We start from the raw sequence: 12,719 nt of genomic DNA on the forward strand, positions 1-12,719 counted from the left end.
ATTCCGGGGTTGCGCGAGCCTATACCTGCTGCGGCGCTTCTCTGCGCCGAATGAAGTTCTCCTCTATGGCTGTGGAACGACTGCATCCATAATCGTGAGCCGCTCCAGCGGCTTCGCCCCGACCCGCGAGTTGGTCACCAGAATCGTAGTGCCGGGTTTCAGGGCGCCACGTACCAACTCGTAGAAGCGTTTCGGCATTCGCACGCGGTTGAGAATGGCCTCGTCGACCTCCTGTCCGTCCTCATCGCCATGGCCCGGCAGGCCGACATAGAGCCAGTGCGGCTTACCGTCGCGTATGACAAGGTTGATGACATGCGACCCGGGATCATCGTCGTTGATCTGCCCAACACTTCGCCCGATTTCTATGCCATTGCGCAGCACGACAAGCCGTTGGTCGAGTTTGGAGACGATGATCGTCAACGGACCTTCGGGCGCGGCCTCCGGTTCCCAGCGATAGGCCTCACCGATAAGAGGCTTGACGGTTGCAGGCTGCCCCTTGACATCGAAGGGAACAAGAAGGCTGTTATCGCTGGTATGCACATGGTCGGCGGCGCTGCCCTGCACAATGACGGTGATGCCAAGGTTGGTCATGGCGAACAGGGCGCGGGCGAATTCATAGGGCAAATGAACGCAGCCATGACTCTCCGGATAGCCGGGCAGGCCACCAGCATGCAGCGCCACGCCATCCCATGTCAGTCGCTGCTGAAAGGGCATGGGCGCATTATTATAGACGCTGGACCGATGGGTGGCGTCCTTTTGCAGGATGGTGAAGACGCCGGTCGGCGTTTCATGGCCATCCTTGCCTGATGAGACGGTCGCGGCGCCAATGCGGATACCATTGCGATAGACGAGCGCGATCTGCTTCGACAGGTCGACATATATCATCACCGGGCCGCTGGGGGCGATTGCTGGCGCCCATACCCATTGACCAGGCTTGAGCGCGTCGATCTGTCGCGCCAGTTCGGGGGCAGAGCTGACTTTCGAACCTTGGGCATGGGCCGTGCCTGTCATCGCCAGTACGAAGATCATGGACAGCATCGAGAAAGATTTCACGGGTCGCTTACGGAAGGTGCGGGTCATGCAAAAAGAATCCCAAGCGTAGCTGTTGCCATGATGCTCACGATCATGCCGATGGAGGCATCGATGAATGACCGTAACCAGGACTGGCCGAGTTCCTGCTGGAACCAGCGGATCTGAACGATGCCGTAGAAAAGGAAGGCAGCAAGGATTGCCGTGAGGCCGAGCAACTGTACTGCGTCATGGAAATGGGTCGTAGCGCTGACTCCGCCGCCTAGCAGCAAAGCGAAGGGCGAGATCGCATAGCATTGGGCATAGAAGGCAGGCTTGAGAGTGTCCCGATCAAGATCCTGCTCGCTCCTGTGTACTTTGCGCGCTGCCAGCACGAGGGCGAATGTGCCAAACAGCACCAGCCGCAGGAAAAGCAGGGTCGTGTTGTCGTTGACCAGGCTGGCAAGGCCATGGCGATGCTTGACGATCGTGTTGGTGCCGTCGATGGCAAGGCCAAGGCCCTGGATAAGCACAATCGTCAGGATGAGCATGATGGGCGGGCTGACGGTTGCGCGGTACTGCTGGTCCTGGTCCAGCCGCAACTGTTCTTCGGCGTAGTGCATCGTCGCGAGCGGATGGCGCAGGATTTGCCACAAGGTTATCGGATAGAAGACGAGCCAGCTCATCACTTCATAGAGAAGCTCGTCGAGCGAGTTCAACCACTGCACGAAATTCATGGCAGGCGCTGACCAACCTGTTCGGCAGGCAGGATTTGATGCGCCAGCGGCAAGCCCTTCTCGAAACTCGACAGGCTCCCCAGCGTCGTTTGCGCGATCGCGGCCAAGGCTTCCTCGGTCAGGAACGCCTGATGGCCCGTCACCAGCACGTTCGGAAAGGTCAACAGACGCTGGAGCAGATCGTCGTCGATGATCTCGCTGGAGAGGTCATCGAAGAAAATGCCTGCTTCCTGTTCGTAGACATCGAGAGCAACGCCGCCGATCGAGCGGGCCTTGAGCGCGTCGATTAGCGCCTTGGTTTCGATCAGCGCACCGCGGCTGGTGTTGACGAGGACCAGGCCGGGACGAGCCTGCGCCAGCGTCTCGGCATTGATCATGTGCCGGGTATCGGGCGTCAGCGGACAATGCAGGCTGATGACATCGGCCTCCCGCAGCAGCCTGTCCACGCTCGTATAGCGGACTCCAATCGCTTCCAGTTCCGGATCGACGACTGGGTCGCTGGCCAACACCGCACAAACAAAGCCTGCGCGCAGGGTTCTGGCGACCAGGGCGCCGATCTGACCGGTCCCCACTATACCCATGACACGCCCATGGAGATTGCGCCCGACCAGACCGTCTAGCGCGTAATTATTTTCCCTGACGCGCGACCATGCCCTATGGATTTTGCGGTCCAGCGCCAGCAGCAGGCCGATGGTGAATTCCGCCACGGCATGGGGCGAATAGGCAGGAACCCGCGTGACGGCGATGCCCCGCCTTGCTGCGGTTTCAAGATCGACATTATTGTAGCCGGCGCAGCGCAGAGCGACGATACGGATGCCTAGGCCCGCCAGTTGCTCGATCACTTCGGCGTCGAGGCAATCGTTGACGAAAGCACAAACCGCATCGCTGCCCGTAGCCAGCCGGGCGGTGAGCGGGTCGAGGCCAGCCTCCACAAACCGGAGTTCATGGCCATGATCCGCATTCGCGGCCGTCAGGAACTGCCGGTCATAGCTGCGAGTGCCGAATATCGTGACGCGCATTGCGGCAGCTCACCGACACCCTTGATAGGTGCCGATATCGGCTACATTCTGGACCCGCCCGTCGGCAATGCCCATCTGGACGCACTGCCGCGTGCGATCGTTGAACCAGTAGGTGTAACTCGACATGCCGCTCTTAAGGCCGCCTACGTTGCGAAAGCCGCGCCGCTGCATTTCGCTGTCGGCGCCTGCTGCGCGTGCATCGACAAGGTCATTCAGATCGACCGACTGCTGATAGCCGGCACCGTCTGAGCGATGACCGTCACGATGACTCGTTTCTCGCCCCTTCTGACTGACGCCAGCCTCATAGCCACGCGAATAGGGCTCTGAGCGATCATAATTATGGTAGGTCTGGGAGTAGAGCCCGTCGCGAAAGCCTCGCTCATAGGCGGCGTCGGAGGCATCATCGTCATAATGCTGGCCATTGTCGTGATTATGCGACTTGTGGGCGAGCGCGATGGCGCCGATGATCGCGGCGATACCGACGCCCGCCGCCACCGCCGTCCCGCTCGGTCCCTTGCCGCCGACCTTCTGATTGCAGTCTGGCGCCGTAGTTGGGGTGATGGAATCGAAGCGGCCTTCCTTGACCGCGATGCTGACGCAGCTCTTCTGGGTGGGCTGCCACCAATAGCTCCAGACCCGGTCATCGCCCTGATCGGTTTTGATATGGACCCAGCCGCGCGATTGAAGCGCTGTTTCCCCGCCTGGTGCCCGCGCACCGACCAGATCGTTCAGGCCGTTTGCCTTTTGGGCCTGCGCCAATTGCGGCACAAGGAGCGCCGCGCTTGCCAACAGCGTGATCATCAAACGCATGCTATTTCCCTTGGTGGGTGCTCAACAATAGGTCGCTCATGCCATGATTTATGTTATTTTCTAAGACATTCCTCCGGAAGCAGACACGATTATAATCAGCAACGAACTGAGCAAGCACTAGACTTGAAATACACTGTATGGAAATGATCAACCGATGCGATCTGAATGGCGGGAGCCATCACCATCGTGCGCATCTTGAGGCGATTGCCCGCGAGCAGCCCTCCCAAATAACGAATGGCTAGCTTCGCCGGAAGCAGCCGTTCGCCAACAGTGTTAGGAACGACGGGTTTGTCCCAAGCTTCGCCATTCCCGGTAATACGCGATTGAAAAAGTCAGTCGGAGTGAATGGCGGCAAATTTATCTCAAATCCGGATTGAAAAAGTGAGTATCGGGGAATGATTGCCTGAAACTCTGCAATCCCGCCTCATTTTGTCAGCATCCCGATCCGGCCGCGCGATTTTCCTCAAATGTTCTCTTGCGCCCGAACGAAAGCCCGCAGAAATCAAGGCGCGAAACGCTTGCGCATGATGATCACGCTCTTCGACATGGGGCAGTCGAGCGCTGGCTGGGAAGCAGAGACATTATTATAGGCGGGATCGTGGTCGATCTCCCCCTCTACAAATAGGCGCGCTTTGCAAATCGTCCCATCGGTATTGCTTCTCCGAATCAGGATGTTAGTCTTGTTCCGCGTCGCGAAGGCGGCGCCGAGGCTTGAGAACCTCGCTTATGATCCCGGTGGGGGAACTGGGCCGGGGCGCCGGGATGGATGGCGATCGCCTGGGTCGTGTTCAGCTGAATGCAGTCGCACCAGGGCGACAGGATCGTCTCGACGATGCCGAGTATCAGGTCATGCTGGACCAGAGCCCTGGCATGGTCGGACCGGATCAGGAGCCGACCGAAGCGCTTGGTGGTTTCGCCGTAGAAATGGCCCTGCCCAAAGGGCGTGCGGGCGAAATCGCCGGCCAGATCGTCGTCGAGCGCCGCGATGGCCGCGGCCGGCAGGGCATCCGGGACGAGGCAATAGCCTTGCGTCTTAAGTTCGGTCGCGTGGCGCGCGATCGCTTGGGTGAGCGTGATGGAGACGGTCATGGCGGCGTCTCCTTCAGGCAGCGACGCGCTGGTGGATGCGCAGCGGCGACGCAACAATGCCGCGCTCAGCCAACAACGCCTTTGTGTCCGACGCAATGTCGATGCGGAGCGCGCCGAGCATGGTCCCGTCGATCCTGCGCGGCGGGCCAAGCGGCGTGCAGTGCCAGCCAAAGGCAAGGATCTGCTGCAACCAGCCCATCTCGGCAATGGCGCTATAGGCGATGATGCCGTGCGCCAGGGCATGATCGACCAGGGCGGTCACCAGCGTATCGCGGACCTGCCGCCGCTCCGCCGCCCGCAGGCGGCGATCCAGGCAGAAGCGGGTGATTTCCTGGATGTCCGGTGCCTGCGGCGGTGCCTGCTCACACAGGTCGGGATAGAAATCGCCCAATATATGGGGGCCTGTCGTGGGCAGGAGTCGGGCTGATCCCAGATGGGTCCCGTCAGGGTCGGCCAGGATCAGATAGGTCGCATGCGCGTCGTCATATTGATCGATCTCATAGCTGTCGGCGAGCACCGGCACGTCCCATTTGAGCAGGTCGACAAAGACGGATTTGCGGGCGGCGAACATCGAACGCAGGACGGCGTCCGAGGCCGGTCGCGCAGCGGATTGACGGATATGCAACATGATAAGGACTCCCTGGCCGTGATCGGTCCAGGGTCGCCTCGCGGCGGGTCCGGCCGCTATTCCGGAAAAGGGTAATAGCGGCGGCGGAAAATATCCGAGAAGGTCAGTGTTCCGTCGAAGAGCGTCAGGATCACCAGATATGTCCGCTTGTTCACGCCATAGCGCTCGCACGCCTGCTTGATATGGCGGGCTACCGTCTCTTCGCCCACCTGCAGGATCAGGCTGATCTCCCAGTCGCTCTTGCCGCGTGCGACCCAGAGCACGCAGTCCCGCTGGCGGTCGGTGAGCATCGGGCGCGGCGGTGTCTGCCGCAGGCTGCCACTGGACCAGAGGCGCCGCGCGCCTTCGAACGCGAACAGGCCCGCAAATTGCGCCAGCGGCAGCATGTCATGCGGCAGCGGTCGTCCGGCTTCATTCGCGAACGAGCAGGAGCCGCGCGCTTCGCCGGGCACATGGACCGCCGGCACCGTGAAACCATCGCCGATGCCCTGCGCGCGACCCAAGGCCAATATGCGACGATCGCGGCCCGACAACGGGATCATCTCCGCCATGTGCGACCAGGGAAAGCCGACGCTTGCCACATGGCTCGCGCGGTGGACCGGATCGGTCACGCCCAGGGCATGGCGATGATAATAATCGGCCCATTGCGTCGGATAATTATGCAGATGGATCGCGCCGCCACTGGCCCTGGCGAGATCGACATGATGCGTCAGCGCAAAATATTGGAAGCCGAGCTGATCCGTCAGCCCCTTCATGGCCGCTGCGAAATCATCGCCGTTCGCCACGGCATCCACGACGCGTCTGAACTGCGTCGCCATATGCAACAATCTCATAAGACGATGTCGCGATCACCGGCAGTGTCTCAAGTCACCGCGCGCCCGGCGTCCGCCCTTTCCCGTCCTCTCGGGCCAGGCGCTGGTGTCTCATTTCAGCACCCAACAACTCCAGTAACAAAATTGTCATATCATAACGGCTTTAGTAGAAAAAGACCGGCGCTAGCCTTGTCGGGCGCGCAACGCTGCCATGGCGAGCGCATCCTCTGGAGGGTATGGTCTTGTCGTCGCTCGATCGGCGGCGGCAGAGGCGGCCGGTGAATTTGCCGACCGGCGAACGCCCTTCGCGCGATTGGCGGGATGCCGCAGGCTATGCGCGACTGCGCGGGATCGACCGGGCCGGCCTCATGTGGGAATGGCTGCGCCGCGATCCCGATTATATCGCCTGGCATGTGCGGGCCAGTACGGCCACGCGCGGCATCGATCCCGACCCGCTCCCTTGGGGGCTGCACTTTCGCCGAGCATCCGAGCCGCGCAGCGCCCGAGGCCCGGATCATCTGGCATGCCGATTTCGATCCGGGGACGATGGCCGTCGCCGCCATCCCCGCTGATCCGGCCGATCCCGATAGCCTGGATCTCGACCGAATCGCCCCCTGGCTCGCCGTTGCCATCGGCAGGGAGGGACGCGAACATGCCGTCCTGTCCGACGGTTGGCATCATATCCGTATCGATATTGAGGAAGGGCGGCTGACAGGACAGCAAGCCGTCCTGCTGCATTTCCGCTTGCAGGGCATCCTGTCTTCGCAGCAACGCTTATTGCCGCTGCGCCGGTTTCTCGACCTGTGTCGCAGGCGGCAATTCTCGCGCGCGCTGTTTCCTTCCGATCCGCAGATCGCGCGGCTGGTCGATATGCTCCGCGTCCATGATGCGCTCGGGCAGGGGGCCAGCCAGCGCGACATCGGTGCCGCCCTGTTCGGGGACGCGCGCGTGGCGCAGGACTGGACGGGATCGTCCGATTCGCTGCGGTCGCGGGTGCGTCGGCTGGTGCGCGAGGCTGGCGCCATGGCGCGTGGCGGCTGGCGGCAATTGATGGGGCGGAGGGGGTGATATGCCGATTCACCGCCTGACAGCGGCGATGCCTACCGTGTGACGATAGGGCTGGCGCCTCGCGCCGGTAAAGCGGCGCGACCGCGCTCTACGGCGCGAAGCCAGGCTTCTTGCCGCCGAGCCCCGTTGCCGGGTCTCGGCCTGCCGGTGACGATCGCTGGCGCGCGGCAGCGCTGCTGACCCTTCCGGTCGCCGCTTGCGCGGCGGCGCTGTTGGTAGCCTCTCCCGGTGGCGCGGGAGCGGTATGGTCAAGGCCCAAATGGCTACCTTTGATCAGTGCGGGTTCTGATCGGCTTGTGGGACATCCCAGCCCTTCAAGCCGGGTTCGCAGAACGACGGCTCCAGCCAGAGCCGGGCATTCTTGGCAAAGCAAATACCCGCCGGTGTCCGCGAAGATTGGCGGAATGAAATCCGGTAGGTTTCCGAGAAGTGGGTGCCGTCATCACGCAACGGCCACCTTTTTAAAAGGATGGTGAATTGGGAAATGGGCGGGTTCTCAAAAGAACTCTCAGCCAAGCTGAAGCGAAAAACAGCAACATTAGGTATCGAGGAACGCTTTGGCCTTCGCGAGAAAAGCGTCGTGATATTGGAAGATACCGCCATGCCCGGCGTCGGGGTAGAGAACGAGCTCCGCTCCGGGGATGCGGCGCGCGAGGTCGGTGGAGTTCTCGCTCGGCACCATGATGTCATGGTCGCCATTGGCGACCAGCGTCGGCTGGCGGAGGAGCGATAGGTCCTGCGGTGACTGCCTGCCCCACGCCTCGATCGCCTTGCGTTGGCGACCGAAGGCCCGAAGTCTGACGGCCTTGTCACGGTCCACCGTGCGGGTTTTAAGCCGCGCGAGGAACGCCTTCGCCGCCTGCCGACCGTTGGCGGTGTCGGTGAAGAACAGAAAGGTCTTTGGGTCCTGCAGCGTCACCACACCCTTGAGGATCAGCGGCAGCGACACCCGACCTACCCGCTCAATCCCGGTGCCCCCGGCAGGGCCAGTGCCCGCCAGGACGAGACGACGAACAAGATCGGGCTGCCGGAGCGTGATCTCCTGCGCGACGAAGCCGCCGAGCGAAAAGCCGATCAGGTCGACCTTTGCCAGCCCCAGTGCTCCAATCATCGCGATCATGTCGATTGCCATGTCTCCGACGGTCAACGGTGCCGCGCCACCCGAACGGCCGATGCCGCGATAGTCGAGTGCGTAGATCGGACGGTCTGCGGCCAACCCCTCGACGATCGGCGGGTCGAAATTGTCGAGATTGGCACCCCAGTGATTGAGGAGCACGATCGGCGTGCCCCGGTCGGGGCCGAGGCGTCGATAGGCGAAGCGGGTTCCCGCCGCCTCGACCGTGAGCGTCGGAGCCGTGTTCCAGTCCGCGCGGCTCATCGCACGCGCACCACGAGCTTGCCCTTGGCCCCGCCCTTGTCGAGCTGCGCCATCGCATCATCCATCCGGTCGAACGGGAAGACCCGGTCGACCACGGGTTTGATCGTTCCATTCTCAATCAGCGACGTAAGTTTCGCTAGCTGCCCGCCATCGGCGTGCATGAACAGGAACGAATAATCGACGCCCGCCCGCTTCGCCTTGCGGCGGATGCCGACACTCGTCGCGCGTAGCAACAGGCGCAGGACGATGTTCAGCCCCTGCGCTTTGGCGAACGCCGGATCGGGCGGCCCGGAAATCGAGATCAGCTTGCCGCCGGGTTTGAGCACCTTGAGCGACTTCTCCAGCGTTTTGCCGTCCAGGCTATTGAGCACGACGTCATAGCCGGAAAGTTCCTCTGAAAAATCCTGCTTCTTATAGTCGATCACGACATCGGCACCGAGGCTGCGGACGAGGTCTGCATTGGCCGCGCTCGCCGTCGTCGCGACGGTTGCGCCGAGATGCCTGGCGAGTTGGATCGCCAGCGTGCCGACCCCGCCCGAGCCGGCATGGATCAGGACCTTCTGCCCCTTCTTCAGTTTCGCGCGCTCGACCAGCACCTGCCAGACGGTCAACCCGACGAGCGGGATCGAAGCCGCTTCCTCCATCGACAGATTGGCGGGTTTCAGCGCGAGATCGGCTTGCTTAACAGCGATGTGCTCGGCGAACGTGCCGATATGGCCGTCGCGCGGGCGGGCATAGACCTCGTCGCCCGGCTTGAACCCGCGCACCCCCTGACCGACCGACACCACCGTGCCGGCCAGATCATGCCCCAGCACGAAGGGGGGCTTGTAGGGCAGGATCGGCTTGAACGCCCCGTCGCGGATCTTCGCGTCGAGCTGGTTAAGGCCAGCCGCATGGATCTCGACCAGCACCTCGTCGGCCGCAGGTACGGGCTCAGGCATGTCGCCGAGGCGCAGCGATTGCTGCTTGCCGTAGCGATCAAGAACATAGGCTTTCATTTGCCTTCTCCTCAGGCACCAGCCAGCGTCGGATAGTCGGTATAGCCCTTCGCGCCGCCACCATAAAGCGTGGAAGGATCGAGCTGGTTGAGCTCCGCGCCCGACTTCAACCGCTCGACGAAATCGGGATTGGCGATGAAGCCGCGCCCGAACGCGAACAGGTCCGCCTTGCCTGCGGCCAGTTGCTCCTCGGCGAGTGCCTTGTCGAAGCCGTTGTTGGCGAGGAAGGTGCCGCCGAACTTACGACGCAGCGCGCCATAGTCGAACGGCTTGGCATCGCGCGGCCCACCGGTCGCACCCTCGACGACGTGGAGATAGGCGATCTTCATTTCGCCCAACTTCTCTGCGACATGGTCGAACTGCGGCTGCTCGTCGTCCGCCGGCACGATGCCGCTCGCAGGCGAGACCGGCGACAGGCGCACGCCGGTCCGGTTCGCGCCGATTTCCCCAGCGACGGCGGCCGTGACCTCCAGCAGCAGACGGGCACGGTTCTCGATCGAACCGCCATAGGCATCGGTTCGCACGTTCGCGGTCTCACGCAGGAATTCGTCGAGCAGATATCCATTGGCGCCATGCACCTCGACGCCGTCGAAGCCGGCGTCCATCGCGTTCGCGGCCGCCTGGCGGAAGCTCTCGACGATGCCTGGCAGCTCGTCCAGCTCGAGCGCGCGCGGCTCGGACACATCCGCAAAGCCGTTATTGACGAAGGTCTTGGCCTCGGCGCGGATCGCCGAGGGTGCGACCGGTGCCTTACCACCATGCAGATCGACATGGCTAACGCGCCCGACGTGCCAGAGCTGGACGAAGATGCGGCCGCCTTTGCCGTGCACCGCATCCGTCACCATGCGCCACGCAGCGATCTGCTCGGGCGTGTAGAGGCCGGGCGTGTCCTGATACCCTTGCGCCTGCACCGACACCTGCGTCGCCTCGGTAATGATGAGGCCGGCGGATGCGCGCTGCGCGTAATATTCCGCCGCATGCTCGCTCGGCAGGAGGCCGGGTGCGGCGCGGTTGCGGGTCAGCGGCGCCATGACGATACGATTGGGCGGCGTCAGCGGGCCGAGTTGATACGGGGAGAAAAGATCGCTCATAGTTGGTCCTTGTTGGAAAAATGGGGGTCAGGCTGCGGTGTAGCGGGGCGCGGGGTGGACCGAGCCAAAGTGCGGCACCATCGCCCGACGCGCCTGGTCGTATGCGTCCCACAGCGTCCCGTCGTGCAGCGGCGGAATGGTGACGCCCTCGCGGCGATCGAAGCCGACGAGCGCGGCGTCGACCAGCTCGTTCACGTCCATCATCGGCGGTAGGCTTGCCTCGTCGGCGCCGGCACGGCCCCACAGCTCGGTGCGGGTTGCCGCCGGCAGCACGGCCTGGACGTAAACGCCCTTGGGTCCGAGTTCGAGCGACAATCCCTGCGACAGGAAGAGAACGAAGGCCTTGGTAGCGCCGTAGACACTCATGCCGAACTCGGGCACCAGCCCGACGACCGAGCCGATGTTGACGATCGCGCCTTCGCCAGCCTGCGCCAGCCGTGGAGCGATGGCGCTGGCGAGGCGGACGACCGACGTCGTGTTGAGCGCGACCAGCTGATCCACCGCATCAGTCGATTGATCGACGAACGCGCCATTCAAGCCCGCGCCGGCGTTGTTGATGAGCGTGCCGATCCTGCCATCGTCGCGCAGTCGCGTCTCGACCGTTGCCAACTGGGCGGTGTCGGTCAGGTCGGCGGGCAGAACGTCGACGGCAACGTCATGCTCCGATGACAGCTTCGTCGCCAGCGCTTTCAGCCGCGCCTCGTCACGGGCGACCAGCACTAGATCGTGGCCGCGTCGGGCGAAGCGATCGGCGTAGGTGGCGCCGATGCCGGTCGAGGCACCGGTGATGAGAATAGTCGTATTGGTCATGCTGTTGCCCTTTGCGGCTGAAACACTATATTCATGACAGTCGTCACGATAATATTTTATGTGATAGCGATCATGAATATGTCAACCGAGCGATCGGAGAATTTTTTATGAAGGTCAGTCGCGACCAGATGGCGACCAACAGGGTACGCATACTCACCGAGGCAAGCCGGCTGTTCCGGGAGCGTGGCTTCGATGCGGTGACTGTGTCGGAGGTGATGAAGGCCGCCGGGCAGACTCATGGCGGCTTCTACAGCCACTTCGCATCCAAGGACGACCTTGTCGCCCAGACCATTGCGTTCGCGCTCGATGGCGAGGGTGAGACGATGCCCGATCTCCAAGGCTGGATCGACGTCTATCTGTCACCGCTGCACCGCGATCATGCGGGCGAAGGATGCCCGACCGCCAGCCTTGCCGGGCTGATGCGCCAGCAGACACCGGAAGCGCGCGCGGCGATGGCCAAGGGGCTGGACGCACAGATCGACCGGTTCGCGCGCTCCTTGCCTGACGGCGACCCGGCGGAACGTCGGCGCGAAGCAATCGGGCGGTGGTCGGCGATGGTCGGCGCCCTCGTCATGGCACGGGCCGTCGACGATCCGGCGCTGGCCGATGAGTTGCTGACCAGCACGCGCGCGTGGATCGGGGCCGAGGGCGATGCTGCCGGAAGCGATGGATCAGAAGGAACCGGACGGTGAACGTGATGCTCGACCATGCCGATCTGGATGGCCACGACCAGCTTGCCGCGCTGATGGCGACGGGTCGTCAGCCGCCGATCGGCGAGACGCTGGAGTTCGCGCTGGTGGAGTTGGAGCGCGGCCGCGTCGTGTTCGAAGGCTCGACATCACGCAAGGTGTTCAACCCGCTCGGTTCGGTTCATGGTGGTTATGCGGCGACATTGCTCGACAGCGCCTGCGGCTGCGCCGTCCATTCCAGCCTGGCTGCCGGCCAGGGATACACGACGCTGGAGCTGAAGGTGTCCTATCACCGCGCCCTGAGCGAGACGAGCGGCCCGGTTCGCGCTGAAGGCAAGCTCGTCTCGCTCGGACGCCGGGTCGCCTTCTCCGAGGCGCGCCTCGTCGATGCGCAGGGGCGGTTGTGCGCCTCCGCCACCTCGACTCTTCTGGTGTTTCCGATCACGCCAAAATCGTGACCTGCGAACTGTCAGTCCATCGTCTCGGTAAGAAAGTTCAGCGGAAAGCCGGGTCAGGTAAGCCTCTTCGCCCGCGCCAACACGCCGCTTTCCCAAAACCCGTTCCCGAATGAGTTTCGCGACA

At 62.9% G+C, this 12,719-nt stretch carries 16 protein-coding genes; 4 read left to right on the forward strand and 12 right to left on the reverse strand.

Annotated features, from left to right (window positions below; all coding sequences use genetic code 11):
- Positions 1 to 63: 63 nt before the first annotated feature.
- The 7 genes from U5A82_RS08775 to U5A82_RS08805 form a co-directional block, all read right to left on the reverse strand.
- Positions 64 to 1,038, reverse strand: coding sequence for a L,D-transpeptidase (locus U5A82_RS08775; protein WP_326292889.1), 975 nt, complete (start codon positions 1,036 to 1,038; stop codon positions 64 to 66).
- Positions 1,039 to 1,076: 38 nt separating this feature from the next.
- Complete coding sequence (locus tag U5A82_RS08780; RefSeq protein ID WP_326290207.1) at positions 1,077 to 1,745, reverse strand: hypothetical protein; 669 nt, start codon at positions 1,743 to 1,745, stop codon at positions 1,077 to 1,079.
- Positions 1,742 to 2,764, reverse strand: a complete 1,023-nt coding sequence (locus tag U5A82_RS08785; protein WP_326290208.1) for a 2-hydroxyacid dehydrogenase — start codon at positions 2,762 to 2,764, stop codon at positions 1,742 to 1,744. Before U5A82_RS08785 ends, U5A82_RS08780 begins: the two co-directional genes overlap by 4 nt.
- A 9-nt stretch (positions 2,765 to 2,773) precedes the next feature.
- The gene (locus U5A82_RS08790; protein ID WP_326290209.1) at positions 2,774 to 3,574 is read right to left on the reverse strand and encodes a hypothetical protein; all 801 of its coding nucleotides are present in this window, start codon (positions 3,572 to 3,574) and stop codon (positions 2,774 to 2,776) included.
- A 666-nt stretch (positions 3,575 to 4,240) separates the two neighbouring features.
- Complete coding sequence (locus U5A82_RS08795) at positions 4,241 to 4,663, reverse strand: phytanoyl-CoA dioxygenase family protein (protein WP_326290210.1); 423 nt, start codon at positions 4,661 to 4,663, stop codon at positions 4,241 to 4,243.
- 13 nt (positions 4,664 to 4,676) lie between these two features.
- Complete coding sequence (locus tag U5A82_RS08800) at positions 4,677 to 5,291, reverse strand: acyl-homoserine-lactone synthase (RefSeq protein WP_326290211.1); 615 nt, start codon at positions 5,289 to 5,291, stop codon at positions 4,677 to 4,679.
- A 56-nt stretch (positions 5,292 to 5,347) separates the two neighbouring features.
- Positions 5,348 to 6,109 carry a LuxR family transcriptional regulator gene (locus U5A82_RS08805; protein WP_326290212.1) on the reverse strand — a complete coding sequence of 254 codons (762 nt, stop codon included), beginning with the start codon at positions 6,107 to 6,109 and terminating at the stop codon, positions 5,348 to 5,350.
- A 272-nt stretch (positions 6,110 to 6,381) separates the two neighbouring features.
- Here U5A82_RS08805 and U5A82_RS08810 point away from each other — a divergent pair, with 272 nt between their 5' ends.
- Together U5A82_RS08810 and U5A82_RS08815 are read left to right on the forward strand one after the other, a co-directional pair.
- Positions 6,382 to 6,675 (forward strand): transcriptional regulator domain-containing protein, encoded by a 294-nt coding sequence (locus U5A82_RS08810; protein WP_326290213.1) that lies wholly within the window; start codon positions 6,382 to 6,384, stop codon positions 6,673 to 6,675.
- Positions 6,650 to 7,171 (forward strand): DNA -binding domain-containing protein, encoded by a 522-nt coding sequence (locus U5A82_RS08815; protein WP_326290214.1) that lies wholly within the window; start codon positions 6,650 to 6,652, stop codon positions 7,169 to 7,171. The genes U5A82_RS08810 and U5A82_RS08815 overlap by 26 nt, the downstream gene beginning before the upstream one ends.
- Before the next feature lie 273 nt (positions 7,172 to 7,444).
- Here the strand turns inward: U5A82_RS08815 and U5A82_RS08820 are convergent, their stop codons facing one another.
- From U5A82_RS08820 to U5A82_RS08840, 5 genes are all read right to left on the reverse strand, one after another.
- Complete coding sequence (locus U5A82_RS08820) at positions 7,445 to 7,621, reverse strand: hypothetical protein (protein WP_326290215.1); 177 nt, start codon at positions 7,619 to 7,621, stop codon at positions 7,445 to 7,447.
- A gap of 88 nt (positions 7,622 to 7,709) precedes the next feature.
- Positions 7,710 to 8,549: an alpha/beta fold hydrolase gene (locus tag U5A82_RS08825; RefSeq protein ID WP_326290216.1), complete on the reverse strand. Its 840-nt coding sequence runs from the start codon at positions 8,547 to 8,549 to the stop codon at positions 7,710 to 7,712.
- A complete protein-coding gene (locus U5A82_RS08830; RefSeq protein WP_326290217.1) occupies positions 8,546 to 9,547 on the reverse strand; it encodes an NADP-dependent oxidoreductase in 1,002 nt (333 codons plus the stop codon). The genes U5A82_RS08825 and U5A82_RS08830 overlap by 4 nt, the downstream gene beginning before the upstream one ends.
- An 11-nt stretch (positions 9,548 to 9,558) precedes the next feature.
- Positions 9,559 to 10,638, reverse strand: a complete 1,080-nt coding sequence (locus U5A82_RS08835) for an alkene reductase (RefSeq protein ID WP_326290218.1) — start codon at positions 10,636 to 10,638, stop codon at positions 9,559 to 9,561.
- Positions 10,639 to 10,665: 27 nt separating this feature from the next.
- On the reverse strand, positions 10,666 to 11,448 hold the full coding sequence (locus U5A82_RS08840; protein ID WP_326290219.1) for an SDR family NAD(P)-dependent oxidoreductase: 783 nt from the start codon (positions 11,446 to 11,448) through the stop codon (positions 10,666 to 10,668).
- A 107-nt stretch (positions 11,449 to 11,555) separates the two neighbouring features.
- Here U5A82_RS08840 and U5A82_RS08845 point away from each other — a divergent pair, with 107 nt between their 5' ends.
- Positions 11,556 to 12,140 carry a TetR/AcrR family transcriptional regulator gene (locus U5A82_RS08845; protein ID WP_326290221.1) on the forward strand — a complete coding sequence of 195 codons (585 nt, stop codon included), beginning with the start codon at positions 11,556 to 11,558 and terminating at the stop codon, positions 12,138 to 12,140.
- A gap of 5 nt (positions 12,141 to 12,145) precedes the next feature.
- Positions 12,146 to 12,595, forward strand: coding sequence for a PaaI family thioesterase (locus U5A82_RS08850; RefSeq protein ID WP_326292890.1), 450 nt, complete (start codon positions 12,146 to 12,148; stop codon positions 12,593 to 12,595).
- The last annotated feature ends 124 nt before the right edge of the window (positions 12,596 to 12,719 follow it).

The sequence above is a fragment of the Sphingobium sp. CR2-8 genome (assembly GCF_035818615.1).
Taxonomy (GTDB): Bacteria; Pseudomonadota; Alphaproteobacteria; order Sphingomonadales; family Sphingomonadaceae; genus Sphingobium.